Source organism: Methanosphaera cuniculi, assembly GCF_003149675.1.
GTDB classification, from domain to species: Archaea; Methanobacteriota; Methanobacteria; order Methanobacteriales; family Methanobacteriaceae; genus Methanosphaera; species Methanosphaera cuniculi.
The window spans coordinates 131,753-152,512 of the sequence record NZ_LWMS01000031.1 but is presented as its reverse complement, the minus strand read 5'-3'; the positions used below and the strand labels follow the sequence as shown (position 1 = coordinate 152,512).

The window sequence follows — 20,760 nt, the reverse complement described above, 5'->3', positions numbered from 1 at the left end:
TACTTTATTAATTACCTTTATTATACTTTATTCACATTTTAGCTAAATAACATTGTTAATTAAAGTAATATGGAACAAGTATTCAGTAAAATAAGAACATAATAAAAAAAATATAAAATAGAAAAAACAAACACCCACAAAATACCATAAACAAATAACTTGACCTATATTGAATCAATACGTTTCTTCAAGGTAAACAACATTCCTTTTAATTCTTCAAGTTCCTTCTCATTATTAGAATATTTCTGTTTTAATGATTCATATTCCATACGTTCACTGCGATTTAAAGCACTATTTATCCCACCAGTATTATAAACAGTCAACTTATCCATAAAGTACATATACTTATTCTTCAACTTCTCAGGATCAGCCTTAAAATAAGCATCATGGGTCGAATCAATAGAACGGCCAGATAAAAAATCAATAGTCATCGGATCAAGATTAGAATTATACAGCGTAGTAGCAAAAGCTTTACGTAAACTATGAGAATGAAAAAAACGCCTATTCTTCTTCCATCCAAGATTGAGTTTATCATTCAAACGTATAAACATACCACCAATACCTCCAACGTCCATGCCAAATAATGGACTCTCTTTATCCATGCATCTTAAATTACCTTTTAAATATCTTATAATTGCATTTGTTGCTTCAGGTGTGCAAAATGTAAAATATGGTGTATTTGTTTTTTTTCGTACTATTTGAAATGTTGGAACAATATAATTTTTATTTTCTAAAACTTCAATTACTTTTTTAATATTTGTTTCATCATGATAATCTTTTGTTGCTTCAATAAAATCTCCTATTGTAATATTACTCACTTCATTTCTTGCACATCCGCTGCTAAACATAAATAATATTATTGCTTTATGTTTTAAATTATTTGTTGATTCTAAAACATTTTTTATATCCTTTTTTGTTGGAATATCCTTTATAGTTTCATGTACTTCTTTTTTTATACTTATTATATTTGGTATTTCAATATCATAATGTCTATAAAATGATTTTATAATAGTAAGTTGCGTATTAATTGTTGTTGATGATAATTCATTTTTTATTAAATATTTTTTAAAATTATTTATTCTTTGTTTTATTTTCCGTTTTTTCATTCTTATTCCTTGTTCTTCCTCAATATCTGCTTCATCAAGTAATTCCTGTAATGTCATTTTATTAAATCTTGAATATTTATTTAATACACCCCGTTTACTTTTTCTAGTCTTTTTTCCTAAATTTCTTTCCATAAAATATTCATTTAGTATTTCTTCATTCATATTTTATTATATTAATAATAATCATATAAAAACTAACAGTATCATTAAGAGTTGAAAGTAAACTATTAACAATTACATAAAAAGTAGGTAGTAAATATGAAATAATACCATCACATGTAAAATTATCAAGAAAACTTGGAATAAGTAGAGTTGTAATGGCAGTAATTAGTTTAACATCACCACCTGCCCATAATCCAAAATGCCATAAAATATATGAAAATATGAAAATACAAACTATAGCTATATAATATTAAATTTGAAAATTTCCTGTAATATAAAAGTAATATGTTATAGTTGTTATTCCTATTATAATCATTGGAAATGTCAGATAGTTTGGTATTATTTTCCATTTAATATCTGTGTATGTTGCAATGCTACAACATATAAAAAGAGTTGTTAATGTGAATAATCTTATAAAATTTAAATCCATAAATTAAATTATTATTATTTTATATTTAGTTAGAATTATTTATTATTTTTTTTTAATTGTTTTTTTTGGAGGTTAATATGTTTTTTGCCCATTTTTATTTTTTAATCTTTGAAAAAAAAATACTTATCATCAACTATTAAATATTTTTTTACCACATACATCTCCCATCTTATGAGAAAATGGGGGATTATGAGGGATGATAATTTATTTTAAAAGAAAAAAAGAGGTTCTTTTTTTTATTTATTTTCTTTTTTATCTTTTGCTGCTTTTATGAATGATTTAAATAATGGATGTGCATTATTTGGTCTTGATTTGAACTCTGGATGGAATTGACATCCAAGGAACCAGGAGTGGTCTTTAAGTTCAATCATTTCAACAAGGAAGTCATCTGGTGATGTTCCTGAAATTACTGCTCCAAAGTCTTCTAATACATCACGATATTCATTATTTACTTCATATCTGTGTCTGTGTCTTTCTGAGATATTGGTATCTTTGTATGCATCATATGCTATTGTTTCTTCACGGATTTTACATGGATATGCTCCGAGTCTCATTGTTCCTCCCATATTATTGATTTTCTTCTGCTCTTCCATCATATCAATAACTGGGTATTCACATTCTACGTCAAATTCAGTACTATTTGCCTCAGGATGTCCGTTAAGTTGTGCTATTGCAATAGTCATTGCATGAAGACCTAGACATATTCCAAATATTGGTATGTCATTTTCTATTGCATATTTTACAGCTTCAATTTTACCATTTATTCCACGTTCACCAAATCCACCAGGTATTAGTATTCCATCATATTGATTTAGTTGTTCTGTGTCATAGTTATCATCTGCTTTTATCCAGTCAATATCTACTTCTACTTTGTTTGCTGCTCCTGCATGTTTTAGAGCTTCACGTATACTAATATATGCATCTTCTAGTTCTATGTATTTTCCTACAACTCCTATTTTTACTTTTGGTGAGTCGATTTTTAGGTCTTTTACAATTTCACTCCACTGGTATAAGTCTGCATTTTTTGCTGGTGCTTCTATGTTTAAGCGATTTAATACATATTTTCCAACGTTTGCTGAATACATTATGAGTGGTACTTCATATATTGAGTTTGCATCTGGTGTGTTTATTACTGCTTGTTGTGGTACATCACAAAAGTGTGCTATTTTTTCTTTAAGATTATCATCAAGTGGAAGTTCTGATCTGCATACAATCATGTCAGGATTTATTCCAAGTCCTCTTAATTCTTTTGTACTGTGTTGTGTTGGCTTGGTTTTAAATTCTTTTGCAGCTTTTAGGTATGGTACGTATGTTACATGTACAAACATACAGTTATCATGTCCTTCTTCATTTTTAAGTTGTCGTACAGCTTCGATGAATGGTTGACTTTCTATGTCTCCTACTGTTCCACCAATTTCTACTAGTACTACTTCTGCTTTTGATTTTTCTGCTACATCTCGTATCATGAGTTTTATTTCATCTGTTATGTGTGGTATGATTTGTACACATGATCCGAGGTATTCTCCTTTTCTTTCTTTTTCTATTACTGAGGAGTATACTTTTCCTGTTGTGATATTTGCTTTTCCTGATAAACTTACATCTAGGAATCTTTCATAGTGTCCTAAGTCTAGGTCGCATTCCATTCCATCATCTGTTACATATACTTCTCCGTGTTGGTATGGATTTAGTGTTCCTGAATCCCAGTTAAGATATGGGTCTATTTTAATTGCTGTTACACTTACACCGTATGATCTTAGGATTCTTCCTATTGATGCTGATGTTATTCCTTTACCTATTGAACTTACTACTCCACCTGTTACTACTATATACTTTGACAATATTATCATCCTTTCCATTAAAATTTTTTAATTAAAATCAAAATAAAGTTAAACAATGTATTATATAGTTATGTTAAACTTTGTTAAATGTTCATATATAAATATTTTTATCAAAAAATAAGTAAAATATTTAAAGTTAATTAAATATTTGTAATTTAGAGTATATAGATGTTTTTATAATATACAAACTAAATTTAATGAAAAAAAATTAGATTATTAGAAAAAAAGAAAGAAAAAGGGGTAGTTATTAAATACTATTCTTCATTATTTGCAATCTTAATCATTTCAGATAAAAGATTATGTCCTACTAAAACATCACCATAACGACCATCAGTCATATCTTCAGAAAATACTTCAACACTATCAGGATCATCTATTGATGTACTATAAATTGCAAATGGCACAGGATTACGTGTATGTGTTTTAATATCAATAGGTGTTGGATGATCAGGAAGAACAGCTATAGTATATTCCTCATCAATTTCAGGTAGTTTTTCAAGTAGATCACCTAGTATTATACTATCAATATTTTCAATAGCACGTATTTTTTCAGGAAGATTACCTTCATGTCCTGCTTCATCTGGAGCTTCAATGTGTATGAATTGTACATCATGATCTTCTAGTGAGTTTAGTGCATAGTCAACCTTGTTTTGGTAGTTTGTATCAAAGTATGCTGTTGCACCAGGTACTTCTATAACATCAAGATTAATATATCCACTTATACCTTTAAGAAGATCTACACCTGTAATTGTTGCTCCACTAAGATTATATTTTTCAGGGAAGTTACCAATTTCAGGTTTTGCACCTTGCCCCCATAGCCAGATCATATTAGCTGGAAGTTTACCCTCAGCAACTCTTTTCTGGTTTACTTGGTGATTTTCAAGAAATTCAATTGAATCAAGCATTAATTGATTTAAAACTTCTGCTTTTTGAGGATATTTATCTGATTTAAGATTATATTCATTAATATCTCCACCCACTACATCATGAGGAGGTGTATTAATTAAATCTTCTGTATCAAGATCATCAATTACAAATAAGTTACGATAACTTACACCAGTATAAAATGATCCAATATCACCAAATTCTTCATTAAGTGCTTTAATTAATTTATCTGCTTCTTCGGTTGTTATGTGATCTGCTGTAAAATCATTGATTTTATTATCTTTTATGTTAATAAAGTTTAAACGGAATGCTACATCATCAGAGTTTAGGTCTACACCTACACTTGGTGCTTCAAGTGGTCCTCTTCCTTTTAGCATTGATGGGTTAAATCCCATAATTGATGTGTTTGCAACATCAGATCCTGGTGTCATACCTTCAGGTACATTTATTGTTAATCCTGTGTATCCATTTTTTGCAATAAAGTCCATGTTTGGTGTTTTAGCTTCCATTACAGGGGTTTTTCCATTAAGTTGTTCTAGTGGTTCATCTGCCATTCCATCTGCTATTACTATTACGTATTTCATTTTTAATCACGATCCTTATATTTTCTATTGTATAATATTTATTTTGGGGTGTAACTTTCTTTTTTAGTGTGTATGATGATTACACATGCATCTTTTTTTAGTATATGGTTCTCCTGATAAATCCCAGTCTATAAGATCATAGTTTGCATATACATCTTTTACTATATCTCGTATTTCCATCATTGCAAGTCCAAAGAGGTTTTTTCCAAATACTTTATCATTTTCCTGATCTATTCCCCATTCAAGATTTGCACTTTTAAATACTATTGGATTATTTCCTGTTTTTATTAGCTCATTTGTAAAGTTGATATCTGATACAATTTTATAGTATAATGCATTGATATAAAATGTATATTTTATTTCATCCCAGAATTCTTCTCCTAGTGATTTAAATTCACTTTCAAGTAGTGCTACTATTTCTTCTACTGAATCAAATTTATCTTTTCCAATGTGGATATGATTTGATGTATCAAATAGTATTTCATCATACATTATGATTGTGTTTGAATCTATCTTATCATCAAATGTGTATTTTGGTTTACCATCAGCTTGCCAGAGTTTTATAAATATTGGTTTTTTTGGATCATTAATAAAATCTCGTGTTACATTAGATAATATGTCACTTGGTGTAATTTCATCTGTAAATGATGGTGCTTCTGGAAATATTTTAAGATATTCTTCTTTATCATCTACATTTTTATTAAATTTAATTAAGTATTCAGCACAACTTCCTGTTCTCCACACATCTGATTTTTTAGGATTTGTTGGATATTTAATCCATGGTGGTGCTATATATTTTTTATCTGTCATTTTAATTTCATCCCTTTTTTTGTAATTCTTTTTTTTGTACTTATTTTATATTGATTTCAATTTTCTTTTAGAATAAAAATTTTTATTTTTTTTTCTATTTTAGTTATTTGTTAGATCTATTAAATTTTATACATATACTTTTTTTTTAAGTTATAAACTAAAAAAAAATAGAGTACGTTTAATTCATTTTTATTATAATAAAGAAAAGTAGATCTGGTATTTTTTTTATAATCTGTTAATAAAAATTTAAAGAAAAAAAAAGTAAGTATATAATTTTTTTTTTATGGGAAATTAAAAGATAAAGAATAAGAAAAAAAACTTATAATATTTCCCTTATTTTTTTATATTAACGTTTTCTTATCCCTTTTTTTAATACTATGGAAATTAGGAAATAAGTGAATATTTTCTTTTTATTCACTGTTTCGTTTTCCTATACTTATTATATCACTTAGTATTGCTGATGCTGTTTCTATTGATCCTGCACCTACACCTACTACTGTTACATCTTCTGATAAGTCAGTTTTAAGTGTGATTACATTTAATGTTCCATTTACTGCAAATGGTGAACCTTCTTTTACAAGCATCGGAGCTACTGTTAGTTTTCCATCTTTTGCTTCTGCAACTAGTTTTATTAGATATCCATCTTCTTGTGCTAGTTTTATTGCATTTGATGATATGTCTGATATTCCATGAAGTGATACATCATCAAGTGTTACATCCCATCCCATGAGGGAATTTGCAATAATTACAATTTTACAAGCAGCATCAAGTCCTTCAACATCCTGGTATGGATTTGTTTCTGCAATTCCTAGTTCTTGTGCTTCTTTTAGTGTTGGTTCATATTCTGTTCCTTCATTTGCCATACGTGATAGAATATAGTTGGTTGTTCCATTAAGTATTCCTTGAACAGAATGAATCTTATTACCTGCAAGAGCTTCACGACCTAGATTGATTACAGGCATTGTTCCTCCTACTGATGCTTCAAATCTGAATTTTACTCCATTTTTTTGTGCTGTTTGAATAAGTTCTTTGAAATTTAATGCAAGGGGTCCTTTATTTGATGTTACAACATCTTTTTTATCATTCATTGCTTTTAGGATATTTGATTGTGTAGGTTCTCCATCTTCAATATTTGTTGGTGTAACTTCAACTAGACAATCATAATCTGCTTTTTGTAGTACTTCTATTCCATCAATTCCTTTAATTCCATATTCTGGGTATTCGGATATTTTACCGGTTTCATCTTTTACATCTAATGCTTTTTGTGCATCTAGTCCATCGTTGTTTATTGCAGCTCCACTACTGTCTGAAATTGCTGTTATTATAAGGTCAAGTCCGTATCTTTCAATTAGTTCATCATGTTTCATGAGGATAACTTTTGCAAGTCCTTGTCCTACTGCTCCAAAACCAAGAATACATAGTTTCATTTTGTTTATATTCATATTAATTCAATACTCCCCTTTAATAACTTAGATTTGTTTTATTAAAACTAACTCATCATTCTCTGCAATTTCTTGTATTTGACGAATAGCTTCAAGTTGTTTGTTATTCATTGTTTCAATAATAACTTTACATACTGATTCTTCAAGGTCACTACCAATGTTAAGATCTATACTTTTTATTTTAACATCATTAATTTCATCAATTTTATTTACTGAATCCATAATTTCTTGTGGCTGTTTATTACTGATAAATAATAGTGTTTGTTTTTCTTTTTGAAGAACACCATCAATTTCTATTATATCAATACCTTCTTCACGTATTAGTTTAATTCCACGTTTTAGGATGTCACGTGATCCTTCAATACTAAGATGTACTGGTATTTTACCATCTGCGGTTCTACTATCATGTTCGTGAATTATGGTTGATATATTAGCACCAAGTGCTGATAAGGGTGTTAGTATGTTTACAAGTTGTCCTGGTGTATCTGGTAATTCTATTAATAGTTTTAGTCTCATTTTGTCCATTTCCCTTTTTCTGATATGACACTACCATTTTTGTCAACATGTGCATTTCGTAATATTTTTTCATAATCAGAGTTTTTAGAAATATCTTCTCGCATACGATTTAAGTTGTCAACTAGGTATTGTGTTTCTTCAAGATCTGGAATTTGATCTAGTTGTTCTGAGAATTTTTTTAGTATATTTTCTGCTTCTTGGTTAATTTCCATAATATGTTATGCTCCTTTTATTTATTATGATATTTTTTTTTATTTTAATTAAGAAAAAATAAAGTCTAATAATATATTCTATATTTTTTTTAAATTATTTTATTAGTATTTGTTATTTATATATGTTTAAAATTATTTTAATAGTTTTTGTATTTCTTCTTTTTTAAGTAGTTTTTTTCGTATGATTTTATCAATTCCTGTTGCATATTGTGCTGCTTTTTTAGGTCTAAGAGCAATTTCTGGAGGTACTCCTATTTTAAGAGCAACATCACGCAAGATATGTTTACGAATATTATCATCACTTGATTTAAGAAGATAATTATATGGCATTTTTAGTGCTATGTTTATTACATCTTTATCTAGATATGGTACTCTAAGTTCCACACCATTTGACATTGTAGCTTTATCATCACGTTCTAAGTTAGTATTATAAATATTATTTAAATCATCTGTTAACTCTTCATAGAGTAGTTCTGGTGTTTCATATTTACGTTTATAACGATTATATCCAGCAAATAATTCATCTGCTCCTTGTCCTGATAGAATTACTTTATAATCATCCTTAGATGCTAGGTATGATGTAAGTTTAATTGTCATTCCCACTCCTATTTTCATAAGATTAGTGGATTCTATCGTATTAATTGTGAAGGGTAGTTGTTCTTCTATTATTTCTTCATTAATTATCCATGTATGAAGTGGTAAATTAAATTCATCTGCTACTTTTCGGGCTACTTTTAGATCTTGACTATTTTCAACTCCAATTGTATATAAATCTACACTTTTTTTAAGATCTAATAGTATTTTTACAAGAATTGTACTATCTACTCCTCCTGAAAATAGTACTGCTACATTATCAAGGTTTTCTACTCTTTTTTGTACAGATTTTATAAGTGTATCTGTAAGATTATCTACTGCTATTTCATAGTCTATGTCTTCAGGTTTGTGTAGGTATTCATCACGAAATTTAATGATTTTATCATTCATTAACATACATCGTGGGTTAAGATTTTCTATATCATTTATGCCAATATGTTTTAATGCTTTTTGTTCTGATGCAAATGCAAAGAATTTACTATTTTTACCATAATAAATGGGCTTAACTCCACACATATCACGTAGTGTGATGTAATCTTTTCCATCATAAATTGTGAAAGCATAATCACCATCAAAAAAACCAACAGAATCAACTACAGCATCATAAAGATTACCATTATAATTTGACTCAATAACTTTAAGAATAACCTCACAATCAGAATGAGTATGAAGATCTGTTATATTAAATTTGTGTATTAAATCCTTATAATTATAAAGCTCAGCATTAGCAACAATAACTAGATTACCACTACATATTGGTTGAAGTTCACATTCACCTACTATTGAAAGAAGATTATGTGCCATAGCAAAATCTGTTTTTTTACTAAATTCAGAGGTATTATAATATACTTGATCATCATATATTCCAAAACCATCAGGTCCTCTGTGTTTTAGAATTTTAAGCATTTCTATGATATTATCTTCTGTGAAATTTCCATGTATTCCTATAATTGAACACATAAAATAAACCAATCCTCCATTTATATATCTTAAATTCTTTTTTTTATTGTATGTCTATTTTCATTTTTTCTGCAAGTTCTTTTATTTGTGAATTATTATCTTTTAAGTATATATTTTTAATATGTAACTGTTTTAAGATGTTAAAATATGTTAATTCTAAATCATCACTACAATTAAGTCCTATAATTTCTTTATATTCCATATTTGGACTAGTAATTTTATATAAAATATTGTCCTTACTTAGAATGTATATAATTACTGATTCTGTGTTTGGAATTTCCAGATTATTTATATCATCTACTACTAAAAGAACGTTTTGTTGTGCATTTTCAACTGCATTAGTGCTATTTAATTCATCATCTATCATTGATCTTAGATTTTGATATGATTGGTTATTAATAAATTCTTCTAGTTGTTGTTTATGATCAGGATACTTGTAATTTAAGTAGATGCTATCTTCATATTCAAGTTTTAATTCATCATCATTTAATGGTGTTGTTTTATTGTTGTAGAGGTATACTGTTGGATCAACTACATTTATCCATCCTGCATCCATAAGTCTTATTGCATAATCAACTTCTGAGTAGTTATAGTTATATTTAACATCAAACATTCCAACTGTATCTATTGCATCTTTTTTAATAAACATACAGAAATGATTTAAAGTTGGTGTTTTAATTGGCTTATAATTTTGTTTTTCGATAATAGTTACTATATCATTAATTGATAAATTTGAATTAATCTTATTTTCTTCATATATTTCAGGTACTGAAAATACTGATGCATTATTTGATATTGGAGTTACTGTTGCTATAGTATCATCTGTATATGCTGTGGATTTTAGTTTAGAAAGCCAGTTTGGTGTTAGTATAGTTGATGATTTAAGAATTACCATATCATTTTTTAGTGTTTTAATAATTTGATTTATAGTTTTTATAAATGATTGTTTTTTATCATTAAATATTATATGAATATTTTCATGTTTTTGCATATACTTTTCAATGAGTGATGTTATATGTTTGTTAGTTTTATCCTCTTGAATTATTATAAGATCATATGGCATGTTTGTGTTTTCAAATAATGAATCAAGACATGTTTTAAGGTTTTCATAGTTAGTATCTGCTTGTAGTATTATTGTTGTTGGCTCATCTAGTTTTGTTAGTATTTTTTGCATTACTGATTTTGTGTATGGATTGTTGTTTAGTTTTGATTCTGTTTTAAGTATTTGATCTTTTATATTGGTATCATGTATTTGATATTTATATTGATGTAAGTATTTTTGTGGTATTTTCTGTGTTTTTGAATATGTTTTCATATCCTCATCATTGATAATTATTATATCCCAGAAGTCTGATTTAATAGTTTCATCATTACTAAAGAGTACATAATCATAGTTTTCGTTAATATTTTCTGGAATTTCAAGTTGACTTTCATCAGCATCTACTACCCGGTAGAAGATAGTATCATTTGTATGTGTTTTCATATCTTCTATTGTTTCATCAAATGTTTTTATTGGATTTAGTTTTTCATCTATTTCAAATAGCATGTTAATAGATGTATCTTCATATACTACTGGTATTTCAAGAAGTTTTGATGCTTTCATTAGATCTTCATTCATATGAGATAGTATATTATTATCATAGTCTTTGTTTGTTAAGTAGATTAGATCAAATCTTGGTATTACCATAAAACGGAAGAATACACGGATAAATTCATCATCATCATATCCTATGAGAGTGTGTTCATAGATTTTTACAAAATTAAATATTCCATCATATAAGAATAGTTCTATTTCTTCATCATCTACTGTCATAATATATGTATCATATTTATCTGCTATTTTGTAGAATTCATCATTAACTTGAGGGTTTCCATTTTTATCTTTCTGTGTTACATATAGTATGCGTTCACCATTTGCATAGAAATCTATCTGGCTGGTTTGTTGTATTGCATTTTGTATTTTTTTATCTTTTATGAATTCATCCCATAAACGGAAGACGTCAGGGTGTCTTTTCATATTTATTTTCTTATTTTCAGCTTTTAACTTGTCTGTTTTTTCTTTTGTAAATGATGCATGACGTTGATGATATATGAATATATCAAAGCTTCTGATATTTATCCATCCGGCTTCTCGTGCTCGTGATGTAAAATCTGTTTCTTCACCATATCCTCGTTTAAATATTGGGTCAAATGATCCTACTTTATTAAGTGCTCCTCTTTTTATGTATAAACAGAAACCATTTCCTGTTGGTGCAATATGATAGCTGTTAAAGTCAAGCTTAGATAGTTGATATGCATTTTTATTTACGAATAGCTGATCATCACTTCTTCCTAGTCTTTCTACACTAATATCTGAGTTATTAGAAAGTGGTGTTACAGTAGCTGCTGATGGCTTATAATATGCAGCTACAACAAGACGTGTAAGCCAACGTGGAGTTACAATTGTATCACTATTAAGAAGTACAATATCATCATTTCCAGATTCTTTAATTCCTAGGTTAACATTTGCTACAAAACCCATATTTTCCTTATTATTAATAACATGAATACCAGGTATATCTTTGAGTGATTCAAGAAGTGGTATTATACGTTCATCTGTACTGCAATCATTAATAAGAATTAGTTCATAATTAAGATGAGTATTAAGAAGTACACTACGAATACATCTGCATGTTTCCTCATATGCATTAAATATTGGAATAATTATTGAAATTTTACGTTCAAGATGATCAAATATATCATCAATTGTTCCATGCTGTATACGTTTTATATCCATAATTCCCTGTGAATTATCTAAGAGAATATTTATCATTTTATCTGATGAAACTTTCTGTCCATATTTAAGATAATGATAAAGAGGATTTACTAATACTTTATTAAAGGATGTATTTTCTATATATTTATTTGTATTAAATTCCTGACTTGGATTATATCCACGAGATGCTCCTATTATAATATAATGTAATATTGGATCATAGCCTTCTAAGCTAAATTCTCCATTATTATTTAGGTAATAGTCTATATCAAAAAGTTCTGAGTGAAAAATTTGATTATATTCACGATGAACTTTATTTTTATTATCTATATCTATCATGTCAAAGTTTAGTAGGGTTGGTCTGTATAATCGTCCTTCTTTTCTTCCAAACTTAAGAAAATGTATAAGTGGATCAATATCCATTTCTTTAACATCAGGATTATGTGCAACATACCATCTAATATCAAAAAAACGGCTTGGTGGAGTTAATTGTTGTTTATTGTTTTTAATATAATATGTGAGTAATTCATCATCAGAAAGATTTAAGTTACGCACATTAGGATTAAATCTTTTATAAAATGATGGATTATAAAATTCTGAATTTCTAAGTAAAGTTTTTGATTCCTTATCTAGCTTATTTCTTGTTTCTTCAGTTAGTTTAATCATTATAGAAAATTCCCTTTAAATTAATTGTTTTATTATGTAAATTTCTATTTTTTATATGATATTAAATTTTATAAAAAAAAATGTGTGCATTAAATTATTTAAATAGAATAATTTTCTTTTTTTAAGTAAAATGATAATATATAAAAAAAAAGTAATATGTAAAGGAGGTTATGTTTTTTTTCTAATCTTTTTTTAAGTTATAATGTTATTGATGGGTAAAATGCAGGTATGTAGTTTAATAGTATAATCCATACTACCATCCACATAAAGTAGAATGGTACAATTCCATTCATAATCCATGTTCCTGTTGAAATTTCTTCACGCCCAAACTTATTTTCTGCATGTTTTCCGAGAAGATATACAATTATTATTGAAATAACAACTCCTAATGCTGCATTAGTTATAGGAAGTATACCTTTTACACTAAAAACAAATGAAATAATACCAGCGATAACTCCACCAATAATATGTTCATAAGACATTACACTGACTGCTTTCATTTTATCAACTTTATCTTAAGTAAGTTTTTTATTAAAAGAAAGAATTTTTATTAATTTATTTTATTTTTCTTTCTTTTAATTCCCTTAATTAAATTTTTTTTTAATTTATATTGTTTTTTATTATTAGATAATAAAAAAAATAAATACTATTATAAAGATCTATTTTTAATGTTATTAAAAACTTTTCATATAATCATATTAAAAAAAAAATGAGGATGAAGATTAAATATTAAAAAAAAAATATTTTTTCTATTTTTTATAAATACTAAGATATTCCTCTGCCATAGTAGATGCATCTTTAATATGTATATCTGCTATTTTTTTAGCTATGTTTTGATATTTTTCATTATCTTCTGATAATTTAATTACCTGTTTATATGCATCTTCTGGTTTATCTGATATTATGTATCCTCCACTATTATTTTTTATACGCTCACCAACTGCTCCTTTTGCTAGACTTAAAACTGGAATACCACTACTCCATGATTCAGTTAAAATATAAGAGTATGCTTCAGGTATTAATGAGAATAATCCAATAAAATGAGGATTTATTGATTTAACTTTATTTTTAAAGTTTTCACGTTTATATCCCCCATGTATTCGTCCTAAACTTCCAATATTATATTTTGTTTCATTCACACCCATAAAATGTAATTCAAGACGATTTTCTTTATCTTGTTTTTTAAGTTCATATATAAATTTAATTCCCTTCTCTAAACTTATATTACCAGGTATAAGTATTCGTATTGGCTCATTTTCATTTATCTGTGGTAAAATTATATCATCAACACTTGGCATGCTAATATCATAGCCATGTTCTATAACTTGTATTTTATCTTTAAGAGATGGATAGGTTTCTGTGTAAATATCATATATCACCTGTGATGGTGCAATAATATGATTAGGATATTGTAATGCTTTATTCCACCATTTATTCCAAATTGGCTTAAATACTTTAAAATCTGGATATAACACATCACTCATGACATCAACAACATTACTGTTTAAATAATCATCTTGAGGATTATTTTCATTATAATTCATATATTCATCATCAACTATACTTCGTGTTGGACAAATATAGTATAAATCATGAAGTGAAAGAATTGTATTTATACCTTTATCATATGCAATTTTCATAAGATCCATTGTATGATATGCCATATGCTCAATATGTATTACATTAATATTATATTGACATAAAACTCTTTTGTAAATTGTTTTATATTCAGCATTATAGTTAAAATATAAGGTAAAATCATGCTTTAAATACCATTTTTGAATAAATTTAAACACTCGAGTAAAATCATTATCAAAAAGATCTATTACATCATCATGTTTTTTTGGTATATATTCATATATATTAATAGTTGAATTATCATTTTTAAGAAGATAAATATTATAGTATTGTGAAATATTTCTCATAATATCTAAAGTTGCATACATAACTTCCTTATCATAATCATCATTAATTACATATAAGATATTAGGTTTATTTATTTTTTTGAAATCCTCACAAACTTTAACATCAGTTTTCTTAGGATAAACATCATTTTCTTCATAAATATCAATATATGCATCAACCATATTTTTTAAGGTAGATGCTTTAATGGTTTTAGTCATGTTTTCACCTTTATTCTATCTTCTATGATCTTACTTTTAATATTACTTATTTGTGGATATGTATTTAGATATTTATTATAAAGTTCTTCTGATTTAAAGATTAATTCTGATGAATTTTGAATTATTTTAGATATAATAGGATCTATACTAGTAGTTATTTCATCAGTATCTTTTTGTGTCTTTTGTACATCTTGTGTTTGAATTTGCTGTTCTTGGCGTATTTTTTGTGTAAATGAAAGATTATCTGGAGTAGTTGTGTTTTCATGTTTTGGTAGATATTTATCTGTATTTATTGATGTGACTAGTTTTATTTCATTATCATCTATTATATTTTCTAGTACTTGATTTATATTTTCATCAAAGTCCTCAACTTGTATAAGTTTTATATTAAATTTATCTCTTAGTTCTTCTGCTATTGTTTTATACTGTTGTTGTTTTAGATTTTCTGATTTTTCAATGTATCTAATATTCCATCTTTTAACATATTCATAATCATCCATAAAGTCATGATCTGGTAGTTTATTTATATAGTCTGGTTGCAGTTGATTATATTTGTATAATTTTATACTTTCTTTATTTGATGTTAAAGCGTATATATCATAGTAATCTGCAAGTTCAAATATGAGATTTTCTGTCATGTTTGAGTTTACATAATCTTCTTTTAGTCCTGTTATTAGAATACTTGGTTTTTCCTCATCTTCATAGATCTTAAGATAAGCATCAGCCATATCACGTGTACTTGGGAATTTTATATCCTCAATTTGCTTTCTGACTTGAACATATTCATCCTTATTTTCTACAAAATTGATTATTTGTTCATATGCTTCTTTTGGATCATCAGATACAATATATCCTCCACCATTATTTTTAACACGTTCACCAAGTGCTCCAATATCCATTGTTAGTACTGGTACTCCTGTACTCCATGCTTCTGTAAGTGTATGACAGTAAGTTTCAGGCCATATTGAAAATATTCCTATAAACATTGGATCAATACTTTCAACTATATCATTAAACTCTGATCTTTTATACTGCCCATGTTGTATTCCAAGCTTATTATATCGGAAATCATAATATGCATTTCCCATGAAATGAAATTCTAATCTATTATCAACATCTTGTTCTTTAAGTTTAATTATGAAGTTTATTCCTTTTCCCACATTCATATTTCCAGGAATTACTATTTTTATAGGCTCTTGTGGATCTATTTGTTCTGGTGTAATATCAATTACATCAGGTGTTTTTAGATCACGTCCATGTTCTATTATATGGAAAGGTTTTTCTTTAAGTTCAGGGTAGAACTCTGTATAAAGATCATATGTACTCTGGGATGTTGTTACAAATTCATCACAATACTTATACATTTCAGATACATTTTTACGCCATGTTGGAAGGAAATCTCTAAGATTTTCAGGTTCATTAATTCCTTTTATCACACTACAATTAGATCTTTCACGTTTTGGTATTAAAGGTGTACAATGTCCACCACAATACTGATTTCTATCATCAATAAGGTTGTGAGATGGACAAATATAATATAAATCATGGAAAGAAAGAATAACTTTAATTCCAAGAGCATGAGCAATACGTGGTAAATCAAAAGTATGACGTATTAAGTGTCTTATATGAACCACATCAATATGTAATCCAAGAAGAACATTAAAGTATCTTTGTTCAAATTCCTCATTATAAAGATTACTTATTGTATAGTATGACTTTATCTCCCACTTATAAAACTGGAATAAATCTTTCCGGAATTCAGCACCATTTTCAAGTCCTTTACTATTTTTAAGTTTCACAGGAACAAACTTATAAAGACGAATAAAGAATCGTCCAGCTGTTAACATGTAAATATTATAATCATCTATAACATGCTGCATTAAGTCATTTGTTGTATAAGGAGTTCCACCTTTACTTTCATGTATAACATAGAGAATATTTTTCTTATTATTATCAACTATCTTTTTATCAGCAAGAGCATCACCTATATCTTCACGTATTTCAAGAAACTCTTTATCTTCAAGGAATTCATCGATTCGTTCTTTATAATCAGGATGTTTTAAATCAAGAATTTCACGATTTCTACGAATACGTTCATCTCTTTTTTTACCAAAAGATGAACCTTGATTATGATAAATATAAGTTGTAGGATCTAAAACATTTTTCCATCCTGCATTAATTACTCTCATTGAAAAGTCATTTTCCTCACAGTATCCCATGTTAAATATAAGATCAAATAATCCTACCTCATCAATAACTTCACGTCTAATATACATACAAAATCCATGACCTGTAGGTATTTCTATAGATCTTTTTCCAAGTTTTTCAATTATATTTGCTGTTCCTTCAAGTCCTATTTTTGCATCAATATCATTTTTTTGACCAATTAATGGTACTGAAAATGCACCAGCATTATTTGATAATGGTGTTACAGTTCCTATATTCCAACTTTCATAAGCTGTAACTTTTAGTTTTCTAAGCCAATTAGGTGTTACTATTGTATCACTATTAAGAAGTACAACATCATTTTTAGTAGATAATATACCAAGATTTACATTAGCAACAAAACCCATATTTTTCTTATTTGTAATAAGTTTAATATGATCATATTTCTCACTAAACTCACGTAGCATAGGATTAATTCGAGGATCTGGACTATTATCATCAATTAAGAGTAACTCATAGGGAATATTTGTATATTTAAGTACAGATTTTATACATTTTTTTGTATCCTCATATGCATTATATACAGGCATTATAATAGTGGTTGGATTTTGAATATTTGAAAGTACACGTTTTTTAATTCCCCAACCATAGTTTCGTACTTCCTCTGTAATTCCATGAATTAACCTAGAGAAATACTGATTTCTGTGATAGAATATATCAGATGTATCATATTGGAAGTTATTTTTCCAGCATACATAATTGAAACTTAGCTGATCACGACGACTATAATTTCGTATTTCATCAAACCACATTTCCATAAGCTTAATTACTTCAGGATCATGATGATCACGGAATAATATTCCACTGGCAATTAATCCATTATGCTGTGGATATCCTTCCTCTTCATACTTTGCCATTTGTTCATTTATTATTTCTGGTGAATCTTTTTCTTTTTCAATACATACCTCTGCTTCTTCATATATACAATCTCTAACTTCATGAGGTATTGCAAGTAGTTTATGATTTTGTGAATAATCCTGGATGTAATCTGCTATGTTTGATATAATATCAAAGCTTCCATCTATCCATAAACTATAGTCATATTCAGGGAGATATTTATGAGGTAGAACTTTATATTTTCGAGCTCTTCGTATTGCATCTAGCTCTTCTTCATCTTCCATTAGACGTATTTCCCAGAAGTCAGATGTAAGATTAGGATTATCTGTAAAACATATATAGTCAAAGTTTCTATTTTCAATACTTGGAGTTTCTAGTACATCATATCCTCCAGTTATTGCTGTATATACTGCTACTTTCTTATCTTTTAAATCTAGTCTATTTTGAGCTTTTGTGATTGTTTCATCAAATGTTTCTATTGGGTTTAGTTTATAGTTTATATGAGTCATTAAATCTTCATAGAAATCATTTCCTTCATATACTATTGGTATTTCTAGTGGTTTTGCAATTTTTATAAATTGAGTCATTTCTAAAAAAACATGACTTGCATAATAGAAAATTGGTCTTATGTATAATAAATTATATTTAAGCATAGAAAGTAAGTTGAAGTATATAAGTTTAATTTGTGCTGAATCTTCTTCCATCACATCATTTTGATAAATCTTTCTAAATTTAAAAATTCCATCATATACATATAGTGATATACCTTTCTTATCAAGTGCTAAGACGTGTGTTTCATATTCTTGTGCCATCTTATAGTATTCTGGCGTAATTTCTGGATTTCCATTTCCATCAAATCCTGTAATATATAATAAGCGTTCTTTATTTCCATAAGATTGTGTTTTTTTGGTTTTATTTAGCAGATCTTTTACTCTGGAACTATTTTTAAATTTATTCCATTCTTTTAATGTTTGTGGATGTTTTTGTTGATTTAGTTTTTCATGTTCTTTGGTTAGTTTCTTTGTTTCATCTGGACTAAATGATGCTCCTCCTTGATGATATATGAATGTATCAAAGCTTCGCATGTTAAGCCAACCTTTCTCATAAGCATATGCTGAGAAATCTATAGCTTCACCATATCCCCGTTTAAATGAGGTGTTAAGATCTCCTAGCTTCTTAATTGCACCTGATTTTATATAGAAACAGATTCCATTTCCTATTGGTGCTAGTTGATTACTATTATAGTCTAGTTTTTCAAGTTGATAGGAGTTTTTATTTAAAAACAGCTGATCATCATCACGTCCTAGGTATGTTGCATTTAGATCTGAATTATTTGATAGTGGTGTTATAGTTGCTATTTCTTCATAACTATATGCTCCTATTACAAGTTTTGAAAGCCAGCGTGGTGTTACTATTGTATCACTTGTAAGAATTACCACATCATTTTCATTAGCTTCTCTTATTCCCCTATTTGCTGATTCAACAAAACCCATATTTTCATTATTGTTAATAATTCTTATGTTTTCAACGTTTTTAAGTGAACTTAGAAGTGTTTTGATGCGAGGATCATCACTTGCATCATTAACTAGTATAATTTCATAGTTTAGATGTGTGTTAAGAAGTACACTTTGAATACAACGAGTTAGCTCATCATATGCATTATATACTGGTATTATTATTGATATTTTACGACATAAATGATGTATTGTATCATTTATTGTTCCAACAATACTCGGTGTATGATCTTTTATTCCCGGTAGTTGTTGTTGTATGTAGATTTCCTTAAATCTTTCATCAGATATGTTTTTTCCATACTTAATATAGTGATAGAGTGGATTGACTGTCATTTGGTTAAATGGCTTGTTTTCTGTGTAGTAGAGTGTGTTAAATCTTCTGCTTGGATTATATCCACGTTCTGCTCCAATTAGTATGTAATGTATTATAGGATCATATCCTTCTAAGCTAAATTCTCCATTATTATTCAGGTAGTAATCTATGTCAAAAAGATCTGAGTGAAATATTGTCGTGTATTCTTCATATATTTTTGTTTTATCTGGTAGATCTAGCATGTCAAAGTTTAGTTGTGTTGGTCTATATAATCGTTCTTCATCTCGTCCAAATTTAAGAAAATGTATTAGAGGTTCTATTTGTTTATCTTTAACATCAGAGTTATGACTTAAATACCATTTTATGTCAAAGAATCGGCTTGGTGGTATTAGTTCTTCTTGGTTGTGTTTTACGTAGTAGTCTAGAAGTTCTTCGTCTGATAGGTTTTTGTTTTTAAGATTTGGATTGAATCTTTTGTAGAATTTTGGATTAAAGAATTTTGAGTTTCGTATTAAATTTTTGTTATCTTCTATAGTATTTTCTTTTATTTCTTCTTTTAACATTGTCATATGCTTTTAAACCTCTACCTTTAATTATATGTTCATATATAAAATGTTTTATTATTATTTTAATTTTTGTTATTTAGAATTATTATATTATTAGTATAAAAGTAGTGTAAAAATTTTAAAGATAATTTTAAATCTAAACATATAGGAAAAAAAATTAAGTACTTATATTAATGGTAGTAACATAAAATTTCGGGTAAAAAAAAATAGGTGGTGGAGAG

13 protein-coding genes are annotated in these 20,760 nt (G+C 27.6%); all 13 read right to left on the bottom strand.

Translation table 11 applies throughout. From position 1 onward, the window contains the following. Nucleotides 1-164 precede the first annotated feature (164 nt). Nucleotides 165-1,268 (bottom strand): tyrosine-type recombinase/integrase, encoded by a 1,104-nt coding sequence (locus MSCUN_RS05275; RefSeq protein ID WP_095608442.1) that lies wholly within the window; start codon nucleotides 1,266-1,268, stop codon nucleotides 165-167. A gap of 250 nt (nucleotides 1,269-1,518) precedes the next feature. Beyond that, on the bottom strand, nucleotides 1,519-1,698 hold the full coding sequence (locus MSCUN_RS05270) for a prepilin peptidase (RefSeq protein ID WP_109582997.1): 180 nt from the start codon (nucleotides 1,696-1,698) through the stop codon (nucleotides 1,519-1,521). Nucleotides 1,699-1,934: 236 nt separating this feature from the next. Next, nucleotides 1,935-3,554, bottom strand: coding sequence for a CTP synthase (locus MSCUN_RS05265; RefSeq protein WP_095608443.1), 1,620 nt, complete (start codon nucleotides 3,552-3,554; stop codon nucleotides 1,935-1,937). Nucleotides 3,555-3,790: 236 nt separating this feature from the next. After that, the gene (locus tag MSCUN_RS05260; protein ID WP_095608444.1) at nucleotides 3,791-5,005 is read right to left on the bottom strand and encodes a cofactor-independent phosphoglycerate mutase; all 1,215 of its coding nucleotides are present in this window, start codon (nucleotides 5,003-5,005) and stop codon (nucleotides 3,791-3,793) included. 63 nt (nucleotides 5,006-5,068) lie between these two features. After that, nucleotides 5,069-5,815, bottom strand: coding sequence for an NADAR domain-containing protein (locus tag MSCUN_RS05255; protein WP_095608445.1), 747 nt, complete (start codon nucleotides 5,813-5,815; stop codon nucleotides 5,069-5,071). 410 nt (nucleotides 5,816-6,225) lie between these two features. Beyond that, the gene (locus MSCUN_RS05250; protein ID WP_095608552.1) at nucleotides 6,226-7,251 is read right to left on the bottom strand and encodes a homoserine dehydrogenase; all 1,026 of its coding nucleotides are present in this window, start codon (nucleotides 7,249-7,251) and stop codon (nucleotides 6,226-6,228) included. A gap of 33 nt (nucleotides 7,252-7,284) precedes the next feature. Further along, nucleotides 7,285-7,773, bottom strand: coding sequence for a hypothetical protein (locus MSCUN_RS05245; protein ID WP_095608446.1), 489 nt, complete (start codon nucleotides 7,771-7,773; stop codon nucleotides 7,285-7,287). Then, nucleotides 7,770-7,985: an Asp-tRNA(Asn) amidotransferase subunit GatC gene (gene gatC, locus MSCUN_RS05240; RefSeq protein ID WP_095608447.1), complete on the bottom strand. Its 216-nt coding sequence runs from the start codon at nucleotides 7,983-7,985 to the stop codon at nucleotides 7,770-7,772. Before gatC ends, MSCUN_RS05245 begins: the two co-directional genes overlap by 4 nt. Nucleotides 7,986-8,117: 132 nt before the next feature. Beyond that, entirely contained in the window at nucleotides 8,118-9,539 is a 1,422-nt protein-coding gene (locus MSCUN_RS05235) for an asparagine synthetase B family protein (RefSeq protein ID WP_095608448.1), read from the bottom strand. Nucleotides 9,540-9,582: 43 nt separating this feature from the next. Then, on the bottom strand, nucleotides 9,583-12,960 hold the full coding sequence (locus MSCUN_RS05230) for a glycosyltransferase family 2 protein (RefSeq protein WP_095608449.1): 3,378 nt from the start codon (nucleotides 12,958-12,960) through the stop codon (nucleotides 9,583-9,585). Between the two features lie 197 nt (nucleotides 12,961-13,157). Continuing rightward, complete coding sequence (locus MSCUN_RS05225; protein ID WP_095608450.1) at nucleotides 13,158-13,460, bottom strand: EMC6-like membrane protein; 303 nt, start codon at nucleotides 13,458-13,460, stop codon at nucleotides 13,158-13,160. Between the two features lie 249 nt (nucleotides 13,461-13,709). Next, nucleotides 13,710-15,083, bottom strand: coding sequence for a glycosyltransferase (locus MSCUN_RS05220; protein WP_095608451.1), 1,374 nt, complete (start codon nucleotides 15,081-15,083; stop codon nucleotides 13,710-13,712). Further along, nucleotides 15,080-20,542 carry a glycosyltransferase gene (locus MSCUN_RS05215; protein WP_095608452.1) on the bottom strand — a complete coding sequence of 1,821 codons (5,463 nt, stop codon included), beginning with the start codon at nucleotides 20,540-20,542 and terminating at the stop codon, nucleotides 15,080-15,082. Before MSCUN_RS05215 ends, MSCUN_RS05220 begins: the two co-directional genes overlap by 4 nt. Nucleotides 20,543-20,760 lie beyond the last annotated feature (218 nt).